This is a genomic window from Bacteroides timonensis, from assembly GCF_000513195.1.
In the GTDB taxonomy this organism is placed as follows: Bacteria; Bacteroidota; Bacteroidia; order Bacteroidales; family Bacteroidaceae; genus Bacteroides; species Bacteroides timonensis.
In genome coordinates, this window is the sequence record NZ_CBVI010000105.1 from 12,429 (window position 1) to 36,641 (window position 24,213).

The 24,213-nt window shown below is 43.7% G+C and carries 18 protein-coding genes and 2 tRNA genes; 5 read left to right on the forward strand and 15 right to left on the reverse strand.

Annotated features, from left to right (window positions below; genetic code table 11):
- Positions 1 to 82: 82 nt before the first annotated feature.
- The 10 genes from rpsB to BN161_RS19655 all read right to left on the reverse strand — a co-directional run bounded on the left by rpsB (position 83) and on the right by BN161_RS19655 (position 8,352).
- Entirely contained in the window at positions 83 to 919 is an 837-nt protein-coding gene (rpsB, locus tag BN161_RS19610; protein WP_007210471.1) for a 30S ribosomal protein S2, read from the reverse strand.
- Positions 920 to 1,093: 174 nt separating this feature from the next.
- Positions 1,094 to 1,480: a 30S ribosomal protein S9 gene (gene rpsI, locus BN161_RS19615; RefSeq protein WP_007210470.1), complete on the reverse strand. Its 387-nt coding sequence runs from the start codon at positions 1,478 to 1,480 to the stop codon at positions 1,094 to 1,096.
- A gap of 5 nt (positions 1,481 to 1,485) precedes the next feature.
- A complete protein-coding gene (gene rplM, locus BN161_RS19620; RefSeq protein WP_007659593.1) occupies positions 1,486 to 1,947 on the reverse strand; it encodes a 50S ribosomal protein L13 in 462 nt (153 codons plus the stop codon).
- 289 nt (positions 1,948 to 2,236) lie between these two features.
- Positions 2,237 to 2,728: a DUF4488 domain-containing protein gene (locus tag BN161_RS19625; protein WP_044269526.1), complete on the reverse strand. Its 492-nt coding sequence runs from the start codon at positions 2,726 to 2,728 to the stop codon at positions 2,237 to 2,239.
- A 141-nt stretch (positions 2,729 to 2,869) separates the two neighbouring features.
- Entirely contained in the window at positions 2,870 to 4,273 is a 1,404-nt protein-coding gene (gene asnS / locus BN161_RS19630; protein WP_044269527.1) for an asparagine--tRNA ligase, read from the reverse strand.
- A 28-nt stretch (positions 4,274 to 4,301) separates the two neighbouring features.
- Positions 4,302 to 5,795 carry a pseudouridine synthase gene (locus BN161_RS19635; protein WP_044269528.1) on the reverse strand — a complete coding sequence of 498 codons (1,494 nt, stop codon included), beginning with the start codon at positions 5,793 to 5,795 and terminating at the stop codon, positions 4,302 to 4,304.
- 144 nt (positions 5,796 to 5,939) lie between these two features.
- Positions 5,940 to 7,286 (reverse strand): adenylosuccinate lyase, encoded by a 1,347-nt coding sequence (gene purB, locus BN161_RS19640; RefSeq protein ID WP_044269529.1) that lies wholly within the window; start codon positions 7,284 to 7,286, stop codon positions 5,940 to 5,942.
- A gap of 153 nt (positions 7,287 to 7,439) precedes the next feature.
- Positions 7,440 to 7,514: transfer RNA gene (locus BN161_RS19645), tRNA-Val, on the reverse strand.
- A gap of 29 nt (positions 7,515 to 7,543) precedes the next feature.
- Positions 7,544 to 7,618 (reverse strand) — tRNA-Val (locus BN161_RS19650).
- 176 nt (positions 7,619 to 7,794) lie between these two features.
- The gene (locus BN161_RS19655) at positions 7,795 to 8,352 is read right to left on the reverse strand and encodes a sugar O-acetyltransferase (RefSeq protein WP_044269530.1); all 558 of its coding nucleotides are present in this window, start codon (positions 8,350 to 8,352) and stop codon (positions 7,795 to 7,797) included.
- Between the two features lie 253 nt (positions 8,353 to 8,605).
- Here BN161_RS19655 and BN161_RS19660 point away from each other — a divergent pair, with 253 nt between their 5' ends.
- The gene (locus BN161_RS19660; RefSeq protein ID WP_052356342.1) at positions 8,606 to 9,145 is read left to right on the forward strand and encodes a DUF5043 domain-containing protein; all 540 of its coding nucleotides are present in this window, start codon (positions 8,606 to 8,608) and stop codon (positions 9,143 to 9,145) included.
- A gap of 99 nt (positions 9,146 to 9,244) precedes the next feature.
- On the opposite strand, the gene carB is transcribed toward BN161_RS19660, so the two are convergent.
- The 3 genes from carB to BN161_RS19675 all read right to left on the reverse strand — a co-directional run bounded on the left by carB (position 9,245) and on the right by BN161_RS19675 (position 16,466).
- Positions 9,245 to 12,463, reverse strand: a complete 3,219-nt coding sequence (gene carB / locus BN161_RS19665) for a carbamoyl-phosphate synthase (glutamine-hydrolyzing) large subunit (RefSeq protein WP_044269531.1) — start codon at positions 12,461 to 12,463, stop codon at positions 9,245 to 9,247.
- A 298-nt stretch (positions 12,464 to 12,761) separates the two neighbouring features.
- Positions 12,762 to 15,074 carry a fibronectin type III domain-containing protein gene (locus BN161_RS28200; protein WP_052356343.1) on the reverse strand — a complete coding sequence of 771 codons (2,313 nt, stop codon included), beginning with the start codon at positions 15,072 to 15,074 and terminating at the stop codon, positions 12,762 to 12,764.
- Between the two features lie 42 nt (positions 15,075 to 15,116).
- Positions 15,117 to 16,466, reverse strand: a complete 1,350-nt coding sequence (locus BN161_RS19675; protein ID WP_044269532.1) for a PEGA domain-containing protein — start codon at positions 16,464 to 16,466, stop codon at positions 15,117 to 15,119.
- 693 nt (positions 16,467 to 17,159) lie between these two features.
- Between BN161_RS19675 and BN161_RS19680 the strand changes: the two genes are divergently transcribed.
- From BN161_RS19680 to trpS, 4 genes are all read left to right on the forward strand, one after another.
- Positions 17,160 to 17,792 carry an HU family DNA-binding protein gene (locus BN161_RS19680; RefSeq protein ID WP_044269534.1) on the forward strand — a complete coding sequence of 211 codons (633 nt, stop codon included), beginning with the start codon at positions 17,160 to 17,162 and terminating at the stop codon, positions 17,790 to 17,792.
- 73 nt (positions 17,793 to 17,865) lie between these two features.
- Positions 17,866 to 19,422, forward strand: a complete 1,557-nt coding sequence (locus BN161_RS19685) for a hypothetical protein (protein WP_044269536.1) — start codon at positions 17,866 to 17,868, stop codon at positions 19,420 to 19,422.
- An 8-nt stretch (positions 19,423 to 19,430) separates the two neighbouring features.
- Entirely contained in the window at positions 19,431 to 19,622 is a 192-nt protein-coding gene (locus tag BN161_RS19690; RefSeq protein WP_044269538.1) for a hypothetical protein, read from the forward strand.
- A 13-nt stretch (positions 19,623 to 19,635) separates the two neighbouring features.
- On the forward strand, positions 19,636 to 20,730 hold the full coding sequence (trpS, locus tag BN161_RS19695; RefSeq protein WP_044269539.1) for a tryptophan--tRNA ligase: 1,095 nt from the start codon (positions 19,636 to 19,638) through the stop codon (positions 20,728 to 20,730).
- 90 nt (positions 20,731 to 20,820) lie between these two features.
- On the opposite strand, the gene BN161_RS19700 is transcribed toward trpS, so the two are convergent.
- Positions 20,821 to 22,011 carry an OmpA family protein gene (locus BN161_RS19700; RefSeq protein ID WP_007210422.1) on the reverse strand — a complete coding sequence of 397 codons (1,191 nt, stop codon included), beginning with the start codon at positions 22,009 to 22,011 and terminating at the stop codon, positions 20,821 to 20,823.
- Positions 22,012 to 22,258: 247 nt separating this feature from the next.
- Positions 22,259 to 24,193 carry a DNA mismatch repair endonuclease MutL gene (gene mutL / locus BN161_RS19705; RefSeq protein WP_044269541.1) on the reverse strand — a complete coding sequence of 645 codons (1,935 nt, stop codon included), beginning with the start codon at positions 24,191 to 24,193 and terminating at the stop codon, positions 22,259 to 22,261.
- Positions 24,194 to 24,213: the final 20 nt, after the last annotated feature.

Consider the following 24,213-nt stretch of genomic DNA (forward strand, 5'->3'; position numbering starts at 1 on the left):
TAAATGATAAAATGGTAAAATGATAGGATGGTAAGACGACATTATCATCTTATCATTTTACCATCTTACCATTCAATTATGATTAAGCCTCTTCGTCTTCCTTCAGGAAAGCAGCAGCTTTAGCTGCATTGATTGCTTCCTCGTCAGATTTGTCGAGTCTTGCTTTTGTAGCTTTCTTCTTGCCTTTATTGGCAGGAGCTTCACCAGCAGCTTCCATATCTACTTTTTCAGCTTTTCTTTCTTCCAAACCTTCCTGCATAGCAGCGCAGCAAGCATCCAGAATTACTTCTATTGATTTAGTAGCATCGTCATTAGCTGGAATTACGAAGTCGATATTAGAAGGATCAGAGTTCGTATCAACGATACCGAATACAGGTATACCCAAACGGTTAGCTTCGCGAACTGCAATATTTTCTTTCATAACATCAATAACGAACAGTGCAGACGGCAGACGAGTCAAGTCAGCAATAGACCCCAAAGTCTTGTCCAACTTAGCACGTTGACGTGAAATCTGCAGAACTTCTCTCTTAGACAGATTAGAATACGTACCGTCATTCGTCAATTTATCGATGGTAGCCATCTTCTTAACAGCCTTGCGGATTGTAGGGAAATTAGTTAACATACCGCCCGGCCAGCGCTCGATTACATAAGGCATATTTACAGCAGATGCTTTGTCAGCAACCACTTGTTTAGCTTGTTTTTTAGTAGCAACGAACAGGACTTTCTTTCCTGATTTAGCAATTTGCTTCAAAGCTTCAGCAGCTTCGTCTACTTTAGCAACTGTTTTGTGGAGGTCAATGATGTGGATACCATTGCGTTCCATGAAAATATAAGGAGCCATTGCAGGATTCCACTTTCTTTTGAGGTGACCAAAGTGGCAACCGGCTTCCAATAATGTATCAAAATTTGTTCTTGACATCTTGTTTTTTCTTTAAATCGTTTACTTTCTTTTTTGTTTTTTCTAAACCAACCGCCGGGTAGTCTATCAATCCAGAGTCCCGGTAGTTTAGATACTAAACGCTCTTTCAGTTGAGAGTTGAGAGATAAAAGTTGAGAATTAAGCAACTTGTCCGCCCCAACATTTCTGCAACTCTTAACGTTTACTGAACTGGAATCTTCTACGTGCTTTCGGTTGTCCCGGTTTCTTACGTTCAACAGAACGCGGGTCACGAGTCATGAAGCCTTCAGCGCGGAGAGCAGCCTTGTCTTCAGCATTCATCTTCACCAATGCGCGGGCGATAGCCAGACGCAAAGCCTGAGATTGACCGGTAAAACCACCACCGCAAAGATTTACTTTAATATCATATTTTTCAGCAACACCCAGCTTGCTCAGCGGTTGTTTAACTACATACTGAAGAATAGTTGATGGAAAGTACTCTGCAAGGTCTCTCTTGTTAATAGTAATCTTTCCTGTACCTTCGGTTACGAAAATGCGTGCAATTGCACTTTTACGTCTGCCTAATGCATTTACTACTTCCATATCTATTATTTAAGTAAGTTTATATCAATTGATTTCGGGTTCTGAGCATCATGTTTGTGCTCACTGCCGGCATATACGTACATATTGCTCAGCAATTTAGCGCCCAATTTGTTCTTAGGCAACATACCCTTTACTACTTTTCTCAACAGTCTGTCATCACCGTTCGGTTTAGCCTGCAGACGAGCAGGAGTCATTTCTCTCTGACCACCGGGATAACCTGTGTATGACAAATACACCTTGTCAGTCCACTTATTACCTGTCATTTTAACTTTGTCGGCATTGATAATGATTACATTATCACCGCAATCTACGTGAGGAGTAAAGTTTGGTTTATACTTCCCTCTCAACAGTTTCGCAACTTTTGCGCCCAGACGACCCAATACTTGGTCTGTAGCGTCAACAATAACCCATTCTTTGGTTACCGTAGCTTTGTTTGCAGAAATGGTCTTGTAACTTAAAGTATCCACTCTTGATTTGTTTTTTAAATGTTACTACTAAAAAAATCTTCATTACGGATTAGCCACCCCGGACAAAGGTGAATTAACTCGCTCTGAATTAATTGCTTATCCTTATTAGATAATAATCGGCTTGCAAAGGTACGGATTTTCCCAAAACTGGCAAACGTTTTCTTCTTTTTTTTAAAGAAGCTGACTATCAATCACAAGCAATGTTAGGACACAAAACAAGCAATGTTCCCATGCAAAAGATTGCTTGCTTTGCATCGGAACATTGCTTATTATATCCGGATAGCCCGTTTTAACGAACAATATCTTCAGGGAATACAGGCGGCATCGTTACCCGCTTCCAGGTTTCATGATACCAACAGTTCAATTCATTGCCGTTCAAATCTTTAGAAATAAAATACTTCAGATGCATAAGTCCGCCTTCTCCCATCTCAAACTCCAGGACATTATCTTTATTATCCAACATGGGCAGATGAATATTCTTCTCAATACTTTCCCGATAGCTATTGTCCGTCAGCTGGATATAGGTACCATATCCGGTGATTATGGCATCTTTGCCGGGAATAAGAGTGAAATTGACGATACGCCCGTCATCGCTCAATACCTTGAATGTGTTACTGGGCTTCAAAGCACCGGGAACATCCGGAATTTCGGATACATAGTGACACAGCTGCCAGATACCTTTCAAATCCGCAGGTTTGAAACTCGCCTTCTTCTGCGCTGTCGCTCCTGTTACCGCCAACAGCACCGCTGCCAACATGGTAATGAAATACTTCTTCTTCATGTTCGTATATATTTGGTTAACGTATAGGCATCTGACTGTCACAAATATAAGTAATTATTTTAATATTATAACAGTTTCTTAGTAAAAAAAGAGCCCGCACAACAAGATTGTGCGGGCTACTTCACTTATTTATTTTAAGAGTTAGAACTCTGCATTACGTGGCGTACGCGGGAAAGGTATTACGTCACGAATATTTGCCATACCTGTCACGAACAGAAGCAAGCGTTCAAAACCCAGACCAAAACCGGAGTGAGGGCACGTACCGAATCTGCGGGTATCAAGATACCACCACATATCCTTCATCGGAATATGCATTTCGTCAATACGCGTCATCAACTTGTCATAATCAGACTCACGCTCAGAGCCACCGATAATCTCACCAATCTTCGGAAATAATACGTCCATTGCACGTACTGTTTTACCATCTTCGTTCTGCTTCATGTAGAACGCTTTGATTTCCTTCGGATAGTCAGTCAGGATAACCGGACGCTTGAAGTGCTCTTCCACGAGATAACGTTCGTGCTCAGAAGCCAAGTCCACACCCCAGTATACCGGAAATTCGAACTTATGACCTTTAGCAACAGCCTCTTCCAGTATCTTGATGCCATCCGTATAAGACAAACGTACGAAAGATTCTTTCAATACATCTTGCAAACGTTCAATCAAACCTTTGTCAAACATATCGTTAAGGAACTTCACGTCGTCAGCACAGTTATCCAAAGCCCACTTCACACAGAATTTGATAAACTCTTCTGCCAGATCCATGTTGTCCGTAATGTCGTTGAACGCTACTTCCGGTTCCACCATCCAGAACTCAGCCAAATGGCGTGGAGTATTGGAGTTTTCTGCACGAAATGTAGGACCAAACGTATAAATAGCGCCCAGCGCCGTAGCAGCAAGTTCACCTTCCAACTGTCCGGAAACCGTCAGACTGGCTTGCTTACCAAAGAAGTCGTCATCATAAATGATGGAACCGGCTTCATCCTTCTTCAAATCATAAAGGTTCTTCGTCGTTACCTGGAACATCTGTCCGGCACCTTCACAGTCAGAAGCCGTGATGATAGGTGTATGGAAATAAACGAAACCTTTCTGATGAAAGAAAGTATGGATAGCTATCGCCATGTTATGACGGATGCGGAACACTGCACCGAAAGTATTCGTACGGGGACGCAGGTGGGCAATCTCACGCAGGAACTCCAGCGTATGACCTTTCTTCTGCAAAGGATATGTATTATCACAAGTACCCAGCACTTCAATCTCACGAGCTTGAACCTCAGCCTTCTGACCGGAGCCTACTGACTCCGTCAATTCACCGTTCACACTCAGACAGGCACCGGTGGTAATATCTTTCAGCATCTCCTCATCAAAGTTTGCCAAATCTACTACAACCTGCACATTATTTATTGTAGAACCGTCATTCAGGGCGATAAAATTAACTTGTTTACTACCTCTACGGGTACGAACCCAGCCTTTCACGTTGACCATAGCGCCGAAATCTTCGCGCTTCAACACGTCAACAATCTTTGTTCTACTAATCTTTTCCATAAATTTGTGTTAAACCTATATTATATAATTACTCAAAAGAGCCCATGCGCAGGTAGTTTACTTCCTGTTCGCTCAAATAGCGCCATTCACCACGACGTAAGCCTTTCTTAGTCAGTCCGGCAAAGAATACGCGGTCGAGTTTCACTACCTTGTAACCCAGTGACTCAAATATACGACGAACAATACGATTCTTACCTGAGTGGATTTCAATACCCACTTCATCCCGTCTAACATCATCCGTATAACTGATAGCATCTGCATGGATTTCACCGTCATCCAACTGAATACCGGCTGCAATCTGATCCATATCAGCTTTCGTCACATTTTTATCTGTATGTACGTGATAAATCTTCTTCTTCAGGAACTTCGGATGTGTCAGCTTGGAAGCCAGGTCACCGTCGTTCGTCAGCAATAACACACCTGTAGTGTTACGGTCCAGACGACCTACCGGATAAATACGCTCATCGCAAGCACCTTTCACCAAATCCATCACTGTACGACGTGCCTGCGGATCATCCGAGGTAGTCACAGTATCTTTCGGCTTATTCAGCAAGATATAAATCTTACGTTCAATGCTCACCATCTGATCGTGGAACTTCACTTCGTCAGCACGTTTGATCTTAGTTCCGAGCTCTGTAACCACGACTCCATTTACGGAAACCACACCTGCCGTGATGAATTCATCCGCCTCACGACGAGAGCAGACACCTGCATTAGCCAGGAACTTGTTCAAACGGATCGGTTCATTAGGATCCGTAAACTGTTCCTTATATTCTATCTGTTTCTTACGGCTGTACTTTGCATTCGGATCATAATCCGGCGTACGACGCTGTTGGGGACGACCATATCCGCCTCTTCCACCATCCGGATTGAAGCGTGGACGCTGCGGGCGGTCGCCATAAGAAGATCCTCCATAAGAAGATCCTCCATAAGAAGAGCCACCATAAGGACGTTGTGGACGATCACCACCATCACCGCTATTATAGCGAGGACGATAAGGACGGTCGTTGTTATAAGAACGCTGTCCGTCACCACTATTGAAACGTGGGCGTTGGGGACGGTCACCATAAGAAGAGCCTCCATAAGAAGGACGCTGCGGACGATCACCACCATCACCGCTATTATAGCGAGGACGATAAGGACGGTCACCACCACTGTTGTTTCCATAAGAAGGACGTTGCGGACGGTCGCCGCCTTCACGATTATAGGACGGACGATCACCATACGGGCGTTGCGGACGATCACCACCCTCACGATTGTAAGACGGACGGTCACCATAAGAACGTTGTGGACGTTCACCACCTTCAGCATTAGGGTTAAAGCGCGGGCGATACGGGCGATCACTGCTGTAAGCACGCTGTGGACGTTCGCCACTCTCGCTGTTAAAACGCGGACGATAGGGTCGGTCACCACCTTCACGGTTGTAAGACGGACGGCTGTAATTGTTTTCTCTTTCAAATCTGTTGCCTGAATTCTCCTCACTGGAAGAATCGTCACGCCAATTTTCGTTTTCTGTACTCATTGTTTTATTCGAATAAAATTAAACGTTGGCCTCACGGCCATTCTATTATCACTCTTATACCTTTATTATATATGTATACTATATTAACAATCGCCGGATTTAAAATGTTGCCTTCATTATACAGCTAAATTTAATGTTTCTATCTTAGATTCCTGTATATGTATGAGGAGTAATCACACGTAATTCTTTCTTTATTTCATCATCTACATTCAATCCTTCAATAAATTCCTTTATAGAAGCCTCCGTAATAGCCTGATTAGTGCGGGTCAAGGCCTTCAACGCCTCGTACGGATGCGGATATGCTTCACGGCGCAGAATTGTCTGAATAGCCTCAGCTACCACGCTCCAGCAATTATCCAGATCGCGATAGATAGCCGTTTCGTTCAACAACAATTTACGCAAGCCTTTCAATGAGCTCTGAATGGCAATTACGATATGCCCGAACGGAACGCCTACGTTACGCAATACGGTAGAATCCGTCAGGTCACGTTGTAAGCGGGACACAGGTAGTTTCACCGACAGATGTTCCAGGATGGCACTTGCCACACCCAGATTACCTTCCGCATTTTCAAAGTCAATCGGATTCACTTTGTGCGGCATGGCGCTGGAACCTACTTCACCGGCTTTAATCTTCTGCTTGAAATATTCCATGGAAATATATTGCCAGAAGTCACGGTTCATATCGATCATTACCGTATTTATGCGCTTCATAGCATCGAATACAGCAGACAGATTATCATAATTAGAAATCTGCGTAGTATATTCTTCACGTTCCAAGCCCAGTTTTTCAGCAACAAACCGGTTACCAAATGCTTTCCAGTCGAACTCCGGATAAGCCACATGATGCGCATTGTAATTTCCGGTAGCACCACCGAACTTGGCAGTAAGCGGACAAGACTTCAAAGTAGCCAGCTGGCGTTCAAGACGATATACAAATACCATCACCTCTTTCCCCAAGCGAGTAGGTGAAGCCGGTTGACCGTGTGTCTTGGCAAGCATAGGAATAGCCGTCCATTCTTCCGCATACGTACGAAGTTGCGCAATCAGTTCCTCTATTTGCGGATAATAAACCTGTTCCAAAGCCTCTTTGATAGATAAAGGAACGGAAGTATTATTGATATCCTGTGAAGTCAGTCCGAAATGAATAAACTCTTTGTAGTCATCCATTCCACCCATTTTATCAAACTCTTCTTTCAGGAAGTATTCTACGGCTTTTACATCATGGTTCGTTACGCTCTCAATATCTTTGATACGCTGCGCGTCAGCTTCTGAGAAGTTACGATAGATATTTCTTAATGTTTCAAATACGTTTTTGTCTACGCCTTTTAATTGCGGCAAAGGCAATTCGCACAAGGTGATGAAGTATTCCACTTCCACTTGCACACGGTATTTTATCAAGGCAAATTCCGAGAAGTAAGCTGCCAAAGCATCTGTTTTTCCTCTGTATCTACCATCAATCGGAGAGATAGCAGTAAGTAAATCAAGTTCCATACGTGTATATTAGATAATTATCGAGCCGCAAAATTAGCTTTTTTTTCTGAGTAATAAGCCATAAAGGGGAAAGAAAGTTAAGTAAGGAAGTTAACAGATAAAAAAAATAGCCTTACAACAACTTGTAAGACCACTCATCATAGAAATCGAATGTGGGCGCTGAGGGATTCGAACCCCCGACCCTCTGGGTGTAAACCAGATGCTCTGAACCAGCTGAGCTAAGCGCCCTTTTGTTCGAAAGTGTGCGGTTTTTAATGTGGGCGCTGAGGGATTCGAACCCCCGACCCTCTGGGTGTAAACCAGATGCTCTGAACCAGCTGAGCTAAGCGCCCGTACACTTTCGTTTCAAAAGCGATGCAAAGGTACAGCTTATTTTGAAATTACCAAAACAATTGCGAACTATTTTCTAAGAAAAATATACAGAAAGATATATACTGATTGAAATTCAGCAATTTAACAAAGAAACTTTTTTTCATCATCTACGAACCGGTGATATAGAAGCACACCGTCATTCCGATATATTCCTTCTGATCACCTTCGCCGGATTTCCTACCGCCACACTATCATCGGGTATGTTTTTCGTCACCACACTTCCGGCGCCAATAATACAGCGATCACCAATTGTTACGCCGGGACAAATTACAGCACCACCTCCAATCCAGCAATCCTCTCCTATCGTCACCGGATAGGCATATTCCTTCGGAGTACGACGTTCTACATAATCCATCGGATGTTGTGGAGTATAAATCTGTACACAAGGTCCCACTAATGTATGGGCACCAATCGTGATATAACCTCCGTCCAGAAAAGTACAATTTGCATTCACAAATACGTGTTCACCCAGACGGATACCATCCCCATGATCGCAATGGAAAGGCGGGCACACAACGGATGTCTCCGGTATTCCCGGTATCAGGTCTTCCAACAATCCTCTGTAAGCCTCATCGTAAGTACTCAGTTTCCGCATTCTTGCCAGCAACTTCTTGGCATATTCAAACTTTACCTGTACTTCCGGGGCAGACATATCCGCCAATTGCGAACTACGCATTTTCTCTACTTCATTCATATATTTCAATTACCAGATTATACTCTCAAAAGCGTAATTATTCACCCTTTCGCCATTACACTTTCCACAAAAATAGATATTTATTCCAAACAGCCAACCATACTGATAAAAAGAAACAGTAAATGTTTTCAAAAGAATCGCAGCTATACTATTTTATATACAAAAAATATTCGTACATTTATTGCAATTTAAACAGAAACAAGCATTCGCAATAAAACTATTTTAAAGACAAACCGGTAAGTTCCCGCACTTTATGAAAACTATATTCTTTTTTATATGCATATCACTTTGTACTACATATATATATGCACAGACAAATTATTATGCTGTAACTAAAACATTCAATGAAAATGGTTACATCTACCAATGCGATGTGGCAGCGTCAAAGACAGTCACACTCTATAACAAGAGTAACAAATTACTCTTTACTACTCAAAGTTACAAAAATACAGGAGAAACTTTCTCACAAACAGATGAAGGTATCGTTTTACTCCAATATGACGCATGGACACGAGCAGAGCGCCTTTCCATTGTAAATGCTGCATTTTCCGCTAGTGAAAAGCAAAGAGTAAAAGGCCACGAACTCATAATAACAATGTGCATAAATTCAGATACCGGCAAGGTTGATGAGGTCGAATTTTCTTTCATGAACTTCGGTACTTATGCCACAATCCCTATCTCTGTTTACCGTAAAATCGAAACAGATTTAAAAGAAAAGGTCTGGTATATCCCTACTGAAGAAGGCAAAAAATTAAATTATATATACTATTGGTGGGCACAAGAGCCCCAATAATAAGCCTTATAGTCAGTGATAGCGCCAGAAAAAAACTAAAGATAAAAAAAGGAGGACACTCTTTCTGATAGAGCATCCTCCTTTTTATTTCCTCTTCAGTTACTTATATTCCTGCCAATTCTTGATAGCAATATCCTCCAACTTCAGTTCGCAGAATGCTTCGATGAAAGCACTTGCCAGACGAGCATTCGTAATCAACGGAATGTTATGGTCGATAGCACCACGACGGATACGGTAACCGTTCGTCAATTCACGCTTCGTATGATTCTTCGGAATGTTGACAATCAAATCGAACTTGTGTTCGGCAATCATCTTCATCACGTTGTTCTCTGCATCAGGACGTTCATCGGGCCAGTAAACAGCTTCAGTGCCCACTCCATGAGCATTCAGGAAAGCGGCTGTACCTGCCGTTGCATAAATCTTATACCCTTTATTGAAGAGCATGCGGCTGGACTCCAGCAAATCTACTTTCGATTTCATGGCACCGGAAGAGAACATCACTCCCTTTTGAGGAATCTGGAAGCCGGTAGCAATCATGGCGCTCAGCAATGCTTCGGAGAAATCATCACCGATACAGCCTACTTCACCGGTAGAAGACATATCTACACCCAGTACCGGGTCTGCCTTGTGCAAGCGGGAGAAAGAGAACTGAGAAGCTTTCACACCAATCCAGTCGATATCGAATGCCGACTTGTCAGGACGGGTATAAGGAGCATCCAGCATGATGCGGGTAGCAGTTTCAATAAAGTTACGCTTCAGCACCTTAGACACGAACGGGAAACTACGTGAAGCACGAAGGTTACATTCGATTACCTTCACCTCATTGTTACGTGCCAGGAACTGAATATTGAACGGACCGGAGATATTGAGTTCCTTTGCAATCTGACGGCTGATCTTCTTGATACGACGTGCCGTAGCAAAGTAAATCTTCTGTGCAGGGAATACCAATGTAGCGTCACCGGAGTGTACACCGGCAAACTCCACGTGCTCGGAAATTGCATATTCCACTACTTCACCATTCTGAGCAACAGCATCAAATTCGATTTCCTTTGTATTCTGCAAGAACTGAGAAATCACCACCGGATATTCTTTAGAAACTTCGGCAGCCATTTTCAGGAAGTTCTCCAATTCTTCTTCATCGTAACATACGTTCATCGCAGCACCCGAAAGTACATAAGACGGACGAACCAGTACCGGATAACCCACTTTCTCAACGAAACCTTTCACATCTTCCAGGCTGGTAAGCTCTTGCCAAGCCGGCTGGTCGATACCCAGTTGGTCGAGCATAGCGGAGAACTTATTACGGTTTTCAGCACGGTCGATAGAAAGAGGAGAAGTTCCCAGGATGGGCACTGACTGACGATGCAGTTTCATTGCCAGATTGTTCGGGATCTGTCCGCCTACAGATACGATTACACCGCGCGGCTGTTCCAGGTCAATAACATCGAGTACACGCTCAAAAGACAGCTCATCGAAGTAAAGACGGTCGCACATATCATAGTCCGTAGATACGGTTTCGGGATTGTAGTTAATCATGATGGACTTGTAACCCAGCCTACGTGCAGTTTGCACAGCATTTACCGAACACCAGTCGAACTCTACGGAAGACCCGATACGGTAAGCGCCGGAACCCAGTACAACCACTGACTTTTCATTCTTGTAATAGTTCACGTCATAACCCTCAACGGCGTACGTCATGTACAGGTAGTTAGTCAGTTCAGGATGCTCGGAAGCAATCGTATTGATACGTTTTACAGCCGGCAGGATACCCAATTCTTTACGACGTGCACGCACCATCAGATTTTCTTTCTCCATATTGCCTTGCGGTTCGAGCACGAAACGCGCAATCTGGAAGTCAGAGAAGCCCAATACTTTTGCTTGACGCAATACGTCGGCCGGAATATCTTCCACCTTATTATATTGGGAAAGTTTCAACTTATAGTCAACAATGTTCTTCAACTTGCCAAGGAACCAGGGATCAATCTTGGTCAGATCGAAGATGCGGTCTATCGTATAGCCATTCTCTAAGGCCTCAGCGATAGCGAACACGCGCAAGTCGGTAGGACGTGAGAGTTCACGGTCCAGATCATCGAAGTGTAGGTCGTTGCCTACAAATCCGTGCATACCCTGACCGATCATACGCAAACCTTTCTGGATGATTTCCTCGAAAGAGCGTCCGATAGACATGATTTCACCTACAGACTTCATGCTGGAACCGATTTCACGGGATACACCTACGAACTTCGTCAAGTCCCAACGAGGAATCTTACAAATCAGATAATCCAGTTGCGGAGCTACATACGCTGAATACGGAGTCCCCATTTCGCCAATCTGATCGAGCGTATAGCCTAATGCAATCTTAGCGGCTACGAATGCCAACGGATAACCCGTAGCCTTAGAAGCCAAAGCCGAAGAACGCGACAGACGGGCATTCACCTCAATCACACGGTAGTCATTAGTTTCCGCATTAAATGCATACTGAATGTTACATTCGCCCACGATGCCCAGATGACGGATACACTTCGTAGAAAGATCTTGCAACATCTTCACCTGCTCGTCAGTCAGCGAACAAGTCGGAGCTACTACGATAGACTCTCCCGTATGGATACCCAGCGGGTCGAAGTTTTCCATGCTTGCCACCGTGAAGCAGTGGTCGTTGGCATCGCGGATTACCTCGAATTCAATTTCTTTCCAACCTTTCAGAGACTCTTCTACAAGAATTTGTTTAGAGAAAGCGAAAGAGCTTTCGGCCAACTTCAGGAACTCTTCTTTATCCTGGCAGATACCGCTACCCAAACCGCCCAGTGCATAAGCGGAACGAACCATAACCGGAAAACCGATGCGTTCAGCAGCAGTGATTGCATCTTCCATACTTTCTACAGCCTGGCTGACGGGAGTTTTCATATCGATCTCGTCCAGCTTCTTCACGAAGAGGTCACGGTCTTCCGTATACATGATAGCTTCCACCGAAGTTCCTAATACGCGCACACCGTACTTAGCCAACACACCGCTTGTGTACAACTCGGCACCGCAGTTCAGAGCCGTCTGGCCACCGAAAGCCAACAGAATACCATCAGGACGTTCTTTCTTGATGATTTCTTCTACGAAATAAGTGGTTACAGGCAAGAAATAAACCTGATCTGCAATACCTTCCGATGTTTGGATAGTAGCAATATTCGGGTTCACCAACACTGAACTGATACCTTCTTCACGCAGAGCCTTCAATGCCTGCGAACCGGAATAGTCGAACTCCCCGGCCTGACCGATCTTGAGTGCACCTGAGCCCAAGACCAACACTTTCTTCAAATTCTTTTCCATATATTCTCTTGTTGTCTATTAAGTTTCTTCCTATACATTCGGGCACAAAAAAAATGCGTTACCCAACAAAGGATTAACGCATTACCAAAGAACTAACAATATCTTCTCAGAGAAAGAGAAATCATCGACTAACGAATGAAATTCATTCGAATGCAGATTATATGTATCTCTTTTCCCGTGTTGTTGCATCGTTGCTTTAAAATTTGTGCAAAGTAACGACTTATTTCGATAATAAACAAATTATCGTCCACAATATTCTTACAAGTATTGCAACTACACGAGAAAAGAGAAACAATAGCTATTCGGGATCAATGATGCCACCTTTTCTCCCATCATATCCTATGGCATTGGCTTCCGTTCCGGCAACGCCATTCACCGTTCCACCATTCGTATTGTTTTCATAAGTACCAGAACCATCCAACCAACCGCAAACACCACCGGTAGATGAAGCATCTGTACCCATAATATCGCCTATATTCTGACTATTCTTCAAAATGGCATTTTCCAGAACAGCCCCAGCAATTCCTCCAACCGAACTTTCACCACTCACTTTTCCGTGATTTTTGCAGTTGTCGATTGTTCCTCCCAAGTGTGAAACAATTCCTCCTACGGTAGAGGAGCCTATTATTTCACCATAGTTCGTACAATTCACAACCTTAGACTCCGGTTGAAAGGAAATAGCGATACCCGCAGCCCAACTGTTACTAATCACAGCACCGTAATTATCACAATCTTCAATCAAGCCTGCATAGTTGTTACCGGCGATGCCATGACAATGCGCTCCTTGTGTACCTGCGACGGTACCACGATTCACACAACGTTTTATCACTCCATTCAAAGCATTGAACCCGCAGATACCACCTACATATACGTTGGATTTTACTTCGCCCGCATCTATATCCACTTCCACAGAACAATCTTCTATGACACCATGATTTATTCCACATAAAGCCGCACAGCAACTTATTTCCGTATCGTAATCATCAATTATGACACTACCTTTCAGATGAAGATTTCGGATTGCCCCTTGATTAGACTCAATAAAGCCATAATGTGCTTCAGAAGGCGAATATCTCATTTTTAATCCGGAAATCGTATGCCCATGTCCATTTAGTGATTCTCTGTTATCTGAACTGACAATAGCACCAATATGTTTAATTGGCTCCCAATTATCAACGGAGCTTAAATCAATGTCGGCATAAATATTGACCACATTTTCACTATCAGTCCACTTTGACATATCAACAGACGTTTTCTTCGCATCACGAAACGCAATCAAATCCTCCAACGTATAAATACCTTTCGCTCCGGTTCTGACTTCCATAATATCACCATACACCCATTGCGACGTTTCCGCATCCATAAACCAAGCGCGTACATAATAAGTAGTGTTAGCTTCCAATGTGCCCAATTCACCATGAAAAGTTCCATCCACCTGATTATAGGACAGATTAGTGTGTACATCCACTGAACGAATATCCCCCGTTTGATTCAGCAAATCATCGCGGTTAGTGGCAAACTCAAAGCCATGATGGTTATTTTCCGTACCGGGAGTCACTACCCCGTAAACAACAACCGTAGTACCGGTGACTTCAGCATGCAAGGTAGTTACGGCCAAGCCTTTTCTAGTGGTATATTTAAGTATATCTCCGTACCCGTTTCCTTGTCCGTTTATGGCATACGCCCGAATATAATAAGTCGTTTCCGACCGCAAGTCCGCAATATTCAGACTGAAAGCATTATTGTTATCCTTTTCCGTCACCACTTGCTTCATATGTGCCGTGGTAGGCGTTTGGCTCTCAGCACTCCAACAGAAACCATATTCAGAAATTTCCGTCTCACCACTACTCAATATAGATGCTTTCACCATAATACTTAGCGCAGTGGAATCTACCGGAGTAATACTGGACAAAGCAGGTACCGTAGCATTCTGTGTCTTCACAACTATCGTTTTACCATATCCTACTCCCTTGGCATTCACACCATAAGCACAAACCGCATATTCCTTATCGGCTTTCAAATCTTTCATACGGGCGGTGATTTTGCCGCCTTCCGGCGTAGCGTTCACTACGTTGTCCTTGGTTGTAGGATTACCCTTACCTTCATCCGCCTCCTTCCAACAGAAGCCGCTAAGTATCAGCTCACTTCCTCCTTCATCCAGTAGAACGGTGGAAACTGTGAGACTTTTCTCATCCCGCTCCGACACCTGTAGCTCTCCGAAGACCGGCGCATTGCTTTCCGTTGTCGTAAATGTCTTTATTTCACCCCGTGCTATACTGTAACCACTACTGGCATACGCACAATAATAATAAGTCTTACCCGGCTGCAAGTCCTTCACTTGCACACTCAGCGATGTCACATCCGAAGTAGTGATTTTAAGTTCCGTATACTCTGCCATACTTTGAAGTTCGGACAGCAAAATGCCACAATCCTTCACAACCACGCCTTCCGACTTCTGTATACTACCCGAAAGTGTAGCCCCCATTCGATAAATCTCCGTAGCCTCTCCCGTCTTCAACACCGGAGAGAAATTCATCGGCAATGTATCTTTCTCACAAGCTGCCAACAGCGCTAACAGGCTGCACAGCAATATATATTCTATTCTTTTCATCTTACTATACTTATGAATTATGAAATTTCCGTCAACCGGCTTTTAGAAAAAGAAACCTACACCCGCACTCAGTTCCAAATATTTGAAGTTCACCGTCTGGCACCCCACTGACACGGCAAATTTGCCCAAACGACCTATAGCACCGATTTCAGCAGCAATTCCCGTGGCAGAATGGTCGGTATTCTTTACCAATTCTTCTTCTACCGTCTCCCAAGCCAATGCACGATTACCATATCCCGCACCAATATAACCATACAGCGGCTTCGCAATGCGGCGCATATATCCGGCGGTTACAGACATACGGGCTTTCTTCGACACACCTTCCTTATAATAAGGTGTGCCTGCACCACCGGCAGTCAATGCTCCAGTATCATCACATTCAAGATCAGCGGATACCGAACCAAAATCACTCCGAAAACGAACATAAGCACCATTATTGGCAACCATAGCCACCATAGCCCCAAACGAAATTTGAGAAGGATGCCAGCCGGCCTCCAGCATCACCAATGTACGGCGGGGTTCTTTGGGTTTGATGGTTGAAACAAGTTTAAAGGTATAGCCGATTGTCGCGCCGGGAGACACGGTAAGCAATGTATCCTGAGGAAAAAACAAATCTTTCTCCACCTTCACACGGTAGTCGCGTAACGGCAAGCGATCACTCTTGTACGGAGTTTTCCCGACAAGTTCATTATCAATGTATACATTAGCATCCTCCTCCGGCAAAGAAAAGATTTCCATATAGCCAAAACGAGGTTTCAGCGTGACACTCATTATCTTCTGTTCACTACCTAAATCTATAATCCCGGCATCCGGAGCATACATCGGCGCCTCTACCCGATAGGTATGTGTGCCTTTTTTCATAGTAGCCGTGAACAGTCCTTTTTCAGTCGGCATCTTTTCATCATCAATATAGATATCTGCCGTAGCGGGTTCGGGACGCATCACGAGAAGTTGCATGTTAGCATCAGCAGCAACAGGTTCAGTTCCGTCACCCGCAGAAAGTTCCATTTCGTAGGTCACGGCCTTTTCGATAATGTCCGGATAGAAATAATTTCGCAGCACACCATACTTTTCGTGCATGATGGAAATACGTCTCGCCCCACGCGGAACGTACAGCCATATTTCACCCGGCTTGTTCTCGCGTGCCACAATGCCCAATGCATCCGGCTCGAACATGAAATTTTTATCAGTGGTAACAATGCGTATCAGTGCACAGACCTCTCCATTTTGATCCTTGAGGGGAGCGGTGATACGTGCTGTTACATCCATCTCCATCCGCTGAAAAGAAGTAATTTGAATTTTGTTTTGTGCTGACGCACGTTGTGTAACAAGCAACAGGAACAGTAATTGCATCCCTGTAAACAGCAAAAATCTGAATGTTTTGTTTGCCATGTGTTTTTCTTAGTTTCTTCCGTCTGCCCTCTAAGGCGGGTTTATATATAAAGAAAGCGCGAGGACCGTTATTTTCCATTCATTTCTGAGGCTCTGGTAAACCCAACACCTGAATAGACAACAGTCCTCACGCCTAAGTATATATAACATAGACGTGAAGAAACAGTTGCTATCATCCCCAGGTGTTTAGAAATTTACCAGATTTCAGAAATAGGGATAATAACTTTCGCTTCTTGCGTATTAACTCAATATTGACAAATCTCTCGCTCTATTGCTACAATATCAAGATTCGCTACAAATATAAGGTAATTTTCTCAAAAAAACATTATTGTCCATAAAATTACTTTTATGATATTTTTCAACGGCCAGTAAAGTAACTGTCATTTTTGCTCTCATGAATGAATCAGACTAAGTGATATGCAAAAGACAAAGAGCGATTCTCCCAATAAAAACTTGCTTTCCCGGCTGTAGATAGTTATCTTTGCGCCTGCCAAGACTCAGAGCAAGACTTTCATTATTAAAAATGAAAGCTTTATTCTTACAAACGAAGACTTCACTCTTAAAAATGGAGATTTCGTTTCAAGTTTTTCCTGTCACAAAAGGAAGTTTGCGTTGCAAGGCAAACACCTTTCCAACACAGGAAGGCAACCAAGTAACTGGATGAATCATCAAACAAGAAAGGAGAGCCCAACAATGCCCCACTACATAATGAAAGAAATGCCCGATATGCAAGACACAGGTGAGCAGACCACCTACCCGCAAATGGTAATGACAGGACAGACCAGTACACGAGAACTGGCCGAATACATCGCCATGAAATGCGCCTTCGCCAAAGGAGTGACCGAGGGAGTGATTTGCGAACTGGGCGAAGCACTGGCCCACGAAATGGGAATGGGACGCTCGGTGAAAATAGAAGGTCTGGGTGTATTTACTCCGGCACTGTCCCTGCGCCCGGACAAGGAACGGGAAAAGATGGAAAAAAATGCCACGAAACGAAACGCACAAAGCATTCGTGTGGGTGGAGTGAACTTCCGCGCGGACAAAGACCTGATAAGGGAAACCAATGGTTGGTGCGACCTCAAACGCGCTCCCTGGAAGCCCGCACGCTCTTCGCAGAAATATACCAGCGAACAACGCCTGATACTGGCGAAAGCTTATCTGGAAGAACATCCTTACCTCACCGTACTGAACTACCGCCAACTGACGGGATTGCTACAAACCGCCGCCACCACCGAACTGCGTAAGTGGGCGCATACGCCGGGCACTGGCATCGAGACCAGCGGAAGAGGCAATCATAAAGTGTATGTGAAAAGTGAAGGAAATTGATCAGACTTTCAATTATTATATCTACTTTTGTAAACTTTTTCAATATTATAGGATATAACTATAAGGAATATTCATGCTGGAAGACAATTTTTTCTTAATACCTATTGACGATTCTTTTCTCAAAGAAGCTCTGGCACAAATTATCTGTGAAGATTTTTGCTTGGCCGAAGAGTATGCGCTTCATTTAGTAGAAGAACGTGTCATGCCACATTTAAACAGGTTGGTAAAACATACGAAGCTGGTAATAGAGCGGAATTATGTTGATAAGGTCTATAGGGATAGTTACTACAGCTATTATGCTTCCAAACGAACCCACTACGGAAGAGACGCCATCAAAATCTCTTTCTTTAATGACGAAAATTATAAAATTACATCTTTGGATATATTCAAAGACAAGAATTATATCACATTTCTTAAAGAGAATTATCGGGGGTTTGTAGTATTGCGCCCCACGTCTCCATACATTGTCGGCAGAAGTGCCATCGCACCCAATTTACTAAAAGACAACTCTTTCAAAACGTGTGTGGCAGCCATTCCTTCTACTGCGATGGGAGTAAAATTCAATGTTCAGGCTTTCCCGTTTGCCTCTCAAGATACCGAAACAATCAGTTGTGCAGAAACTATGATTTGGGCACTGATGGAGTATTACGGGAACAAATACCCTGAATATTCTCCGGTTTTACCTTCACGGATTTTACAACTATTGAAACAAAACACTGTAGAGAGACAGCTGCCTTCGGCAGGATTATCGGTAGAGAGCATGTCTTATCTATTGAAAGAATTCGGTTTTGGTCCCAAGCTCTATTCACGAGATGTATTCGGAGAGGATTTTGAATCTTTATTAAGTTGTTATATAGAAAGTGGGATTCCTGTTATAGTGGCGTTGCAAAATGAAAAAGCACGTGATAGAATTCCTCCGGAAAAATTCAAGTTTATTGGTCATGCGGTCTTATGTATTGGTCATGAGAAAGTAAGTGCCAAAAGAATTCAATCTTTATCCGGAAAAGAATTTGAAACAACTGCAAAAAACACTCTGAAAATAAAAGACTGGGATGAAGCTGACAAGAAATTCCTATTTATAGACGATAATTTTCCAGTCTATCAATCTGAAAAGTTAGGAACCCCGACAGGCAGATACGCAAGCTTGGGAGACGTAAATTGGAACAATTGTGAAATTTCCCACTTTATAGTGCCATTGTATCGTAAGATATATCTGGAAGCTTATGTAGCTAAAAATTTTGTAAAAGAGCTATTATGTTCCGATTTTTTTGATTTTGCAAATGGAAAAGAGTTATATTTGCGAACCTTCCTATGTTCGACACGTTCATACAGGGAATATGTTATGCTCGGCAATATGAATGATGAATTGAAGAGAATCATCATGAATAAAAGTTTGCCCCGCTTTATATGGATCACTGAAATTTCGGATGACCTAGGTATTTTAAGAAAACAGGCAAATGGTCTGATCCTATTAGATGCAACTGAAGCGAACAAGCTGGATTACAGATCATTGATATTCGCTGCATACGACCAAAAAGTGGTACAATATGATAAAGATAAACGAACTGTAGGAGATTCTCCATTACAGAATACGCCATTCACCATATTTGATAGAAACCTAAAAAACTAATATATTATATGCTAGTAGATTTAAAAAAATACGCTGGTTTTAATGCCCCGGAATTAAAAGTCGAAAGACTATATAATACCAAAGAAGACTATCAGGCTATGGATGTCTTTAACCGAAAAATGACGGAAGTACATCGTGACTACGTTGCAAAAGAAAAAAAATCCAGCATCTCTGCGAAAAAATTAGTATTAACAGACTAAAGAGAAACGATATATGACCAAAGAGAAAATCATCCTCACGGGCGACCGCCCTACAGGACGCCTGCATATAGGACATTATGTAGGCTCATTAAGAAGAAGAGTGGAGTTGCAGAACTCCGGTTTGTATGACAAGATATTTGTTTTCATAGCCGATGCACAAGCATTGACGGACAATGTGGACAACCCGGAAAAGGTACGTCAGAATGTTATCGAAGTGGCGCTTGACTATCTGGCATGCGGACTGGATCCGGCAAAAAGCACCATCTTCATCCAATCTCAGATTGCCGAACTGTGCGAATTGAGTTTTTACTTCATGAATATGGTGACCGTAAGCCGCCTGCAACGCAATCCCACAGTAAAAGCAGAAATTCAGTTACGCAACTTCGACGCCAGCATCCCGGTAGGTTTCTTCACCTACCCCATCAGCCAGACTGCGGACATTGCCGCTTTCAAGGCAACAACTGTCCCTGTGGGCGAAGACCAGGAGCCTATGTTGGAACAGGCACGCGAAATCGTTCGTCGCTTCAACTATATTTATGGCGAAACACTGGTTGAGCCGGAGATCCTCCTGCCCGACAACGCCGCCTGCCTGCGCCTGCCCGGAACAGATGGAAAAGCCAAGATGAGTAAGAGCCTGGGAAACTGCATCTACCTCTCCGACTCTGCCGACGAAGTACAGAAAAAAGTGAAAGGTATGTATACCGATCCCGATCACTTGCGTGTTCAAGACCCGGGTAAAGTAGAAGGTAACCCTGTATTTACTTATCTGGACGCTTTCTGCCGCCCCGAACACTTTGGCCTTTACCTGCCCGAATATCCGAACCTTGATGAGCTGAAAGCACATTATCAGCGTGGCGGTCTGGGTGATATGAAGGTGAAAGGATTCCTTAACTCCATCATGCAGGAGACGCTGGAACCGATCCGCAATCGTCGCAAAGAATTTGAAAAAGACATTCCTGCCATCTATGACATGCTGAAGAAAGGTTGCGACGCTGCACGCGAAGTTGCCGCCGCTACATTGGATGATGTACGCAAAGCGATGAAGATTAACTACTTCGACGATGCGGAACTGATAGCAGAACAAGTGAAGAAATTCAGCGGAGAATAAAAACAATATCCCCTGTAACGAGTAACGCCCTGACCTCCCGTAGAATCTACGAGAGAACAGGGCGTTCCCTTTTTAATGAAAAGACTATATTTAGTTAGCAGATTTCACTAATACCACACGGTTCAGAATCGGTTGACCAAACTTGTCTACACCACCACCGGCTTCAACATTCAAGCGGTCGGCAGCAATACCGTAATTCTTAACCAATGCATTCTTAACAGCCTGTGCACGTTTCAAGCTCAACTCCTTGTTGAATGCCGGAGTACCGGTTGCAGAGTCAGCATAACCGTTTACGGTGTACGTTGCATTCGGGAACTGTTTCATTTGTTCTGCCAGATAAGACAGGTTCATGATTTCACGCGGGGACAATTCAGCAGAACCGATTTGGAAGAATACAGTACGCGGTGCGATATCCGGATCCGGAACAATCACCTGAGTTTCTGTCACTTCAGCTACCGGTTGGTTTTCAGCCTGTACCAATGCATTCTTCAATTCTGCATTCTGTGCACCCATCATAGCCAACTTATCCTGCATGGCAGCCAGTTCGATCTGAGAGATCAACTGCGGCATCGGACGACGGAAACCACGGGCCGGGAAACGATAAGTCAAACCAACCGTAGCGCTCAATACGCCATCATATCCGTGATCACCACCAACTTCACCATCAAATTTATCTTCAGCAGCCATTGCACTCAATTCCAGGTTAATATCTACCGCATTCGAAATACGGAATTTATTGATAATACCTGCATTCACAGACAAAGCTTCGCGATGAGGTTTGGAGTAATTGTGAGTGAAACCGGCACCTACATAAGGAATAATCTCATAAACACGATGCTGATTATAACCTCCGAAAAGAGCATTCAGATTGAACATCACGTCACCGTGCAAGTTCATATAGTCAAAACGTTGTTTATAGTAACCGTCTTTCAGTTCGGCACCTTTCACATAGTCGGCACCTTTATCATAAGTAAAGCCTCTTGCCTGTAAGCCGCTATATTGCAGACGCAATCCCAAACCGGGAGTAAACCATTTACCGACAGAGATATTTAATGTAGGACTGATACGCTTACCAAAACTTCCCGCACTATCATTATCACCAAAAGTTGCTTCAGCACCGCCGCCGATAGAGAAGAACCAATTGCTCCAGAAAGGATTGGTGATTACCTGATATTTATCCTGTACCTGGATAATTTCGTATTCGACTACTTCAGTCTTCTGTTGCGCCATAGCAGCAGAAGACAAACCGGCCAAAGCCAGTAACATTAGAATCTTTTTCATATACCTTAAATAGTTAAGTGGTTAATTTAAATTCATTATTGTAACTGTTTAAATAACACCATCCGAACTAAAAGGTTTTACGAAGAGAGTTTTTTTTGTTCCGACCGCGCCACAAGCCGGGCAGGAAGGCTTCTATACAGATAAATAAATGATGATTCGCCCCTACAAGTGCCTTAATCAATCCTGTAGGGGCGAATATCATTCACACGTATGTGCGAAATTGTTTTAACAAATAGATTATACTACTTTAACGAGCAAATAGTTTTTCAATATCTTCTTCTTTAATCGTTGACAATACGGTACGCCCATCCGGTGTATAATTCGGAGTAGGACAAGCAAACAAATTATCTACCAGATTAGCCATTTCTTCATTACTCAACACCTGACCGTAAACAATGGCAGCAGCCTTTGCCAGTGTCAGAGCCAACATTGTTTGTACTTCTTCCTTCACGTCATTTCCCTTTTCCATAGCCGTATGCACCATATTGCGTACCAGCTCCACCGGATTTAACCCTTCAATGCCGGACGGAATACCATTAATCGCATAGCTTCCTCCTCCCAGTGGTGTCAGTTCAAACCCAACTGCCGAGAAGTCTTCCATGATACTTTCCAATACCGCAGCTTCCGAAGCGGGCAATTGCACGATTTCAGGGAACAAAACTCCTTGAGAAACCCCTTGTTTCTGGCGTATTTGATTCATATAGCGTTCAAACAGCACTCGGATATGTGCCCGGTGCTGGTCTATCAGCATCAAACCGGATTTTACCGAAGTCAGGATAAAGCGCCCTTTGAATTGAAAATGCTGCGCACCTTTCTCCACTGCCGGTTCGTTGGTATACAACGATGCAGATGGGGAGGATACAGTTTCCGTCTCCTGAACATACGGAGTACGTTCTTCGGCCATATCTACCGATGTAGGTGCGGAAGTCCAGTCCGTTTCGTCTACAAAAGGTTCTTCTTCCATAGGCGTATTCATCTTGCTGGCTTTCTCCAGACCATCATACAGTCCCTCCCAATCCACTTTCGGTCGGGAATAGCTGCCACCACCACTATAAGAAGAAGAAGCGGAAGAAGTCTTGAACGGGTTGAAGTCTGAATTATAATGCACCTTCGGAGGCTCTATCGGACGAGTCTGATCGAATGCGGGAATATCCGGCATACCTTCCGTATCGAAATCAATGGACGGCACAGCATTGAATTTACCCAATGACTCTTTTACCGCTGCGGAAACGATCTGCCAAATTGCCTGCTCGTTTTCAAACTTAATCTCGGTCTTGGTAGGATGTATATTCACATCAATGTTGGCCGGGTCCACATCAAAGTAAATGAAATAAGAAATCTGTTCGCCTGCCGGAATCAATTGTTCATAAGCATCCATCACCGCTTTATGGAAATACGGATGACGCATATAACGCCCGTTCACAAAGAAATACTGATGAGCTCCTTTCTTACGCGCCGTCTCCGGTTTGGCAACAAAGCCGGAGACCTTCACCATAGTAGTATCCACATCTACCGACAGCAGATGCTGGTTCAACTTCTTGCCAAATACGGCAAGAATGCGTTGGCGAAGCGGCATCGCAGGCAGGTTGAATAATTCGGTATCATTACTATATAAGTAGAAAGCCACTTCGGGATGTACCAGAGCTATGCGTTCAAATTCAGTAAGGATATTACTCAATTCCGTCGAGTTCGCTTTCAGGAACTTGCGGCGGGCAGGTATATTAAAGAATAAGTTCTTAATGGAAAAGTTACTTCCTTTAGGACACGAAACGGCTTCCTGACTCTCTACTTTAGAGCCGGCTATCACAATCCGTGTACCCAGTTCCTCATTCGCCATACGGGTTTTGAGTTCTACTTCCGCCACCGCAGCAACAGAAGCCAACGCCTCTCCACGGAATCCCATCGTGCGCAAGGCAAATAAATCGGCGGCCTGCCTTATCTTAGACGTGGCATGGCGTTCGAAAGCAAGGCGCGCATCCGTTTCGGACATACCTTTGCCATCGTCAATCACCTGTATGCAGGTTTTCCCTGCATCTGTCACCAATACGTGTATTTCTTGTGCTTCGGCATCAATCGCATTCTCTACCAATTCCTTAATGACGGATGCCGGACGCTGAATCACCTCTCCGGCAGCAATCTGATTGGCAACCGAATCGGGCAGCAGATGAATTATGTCGCTCATGATAATTACAAATTATGAAT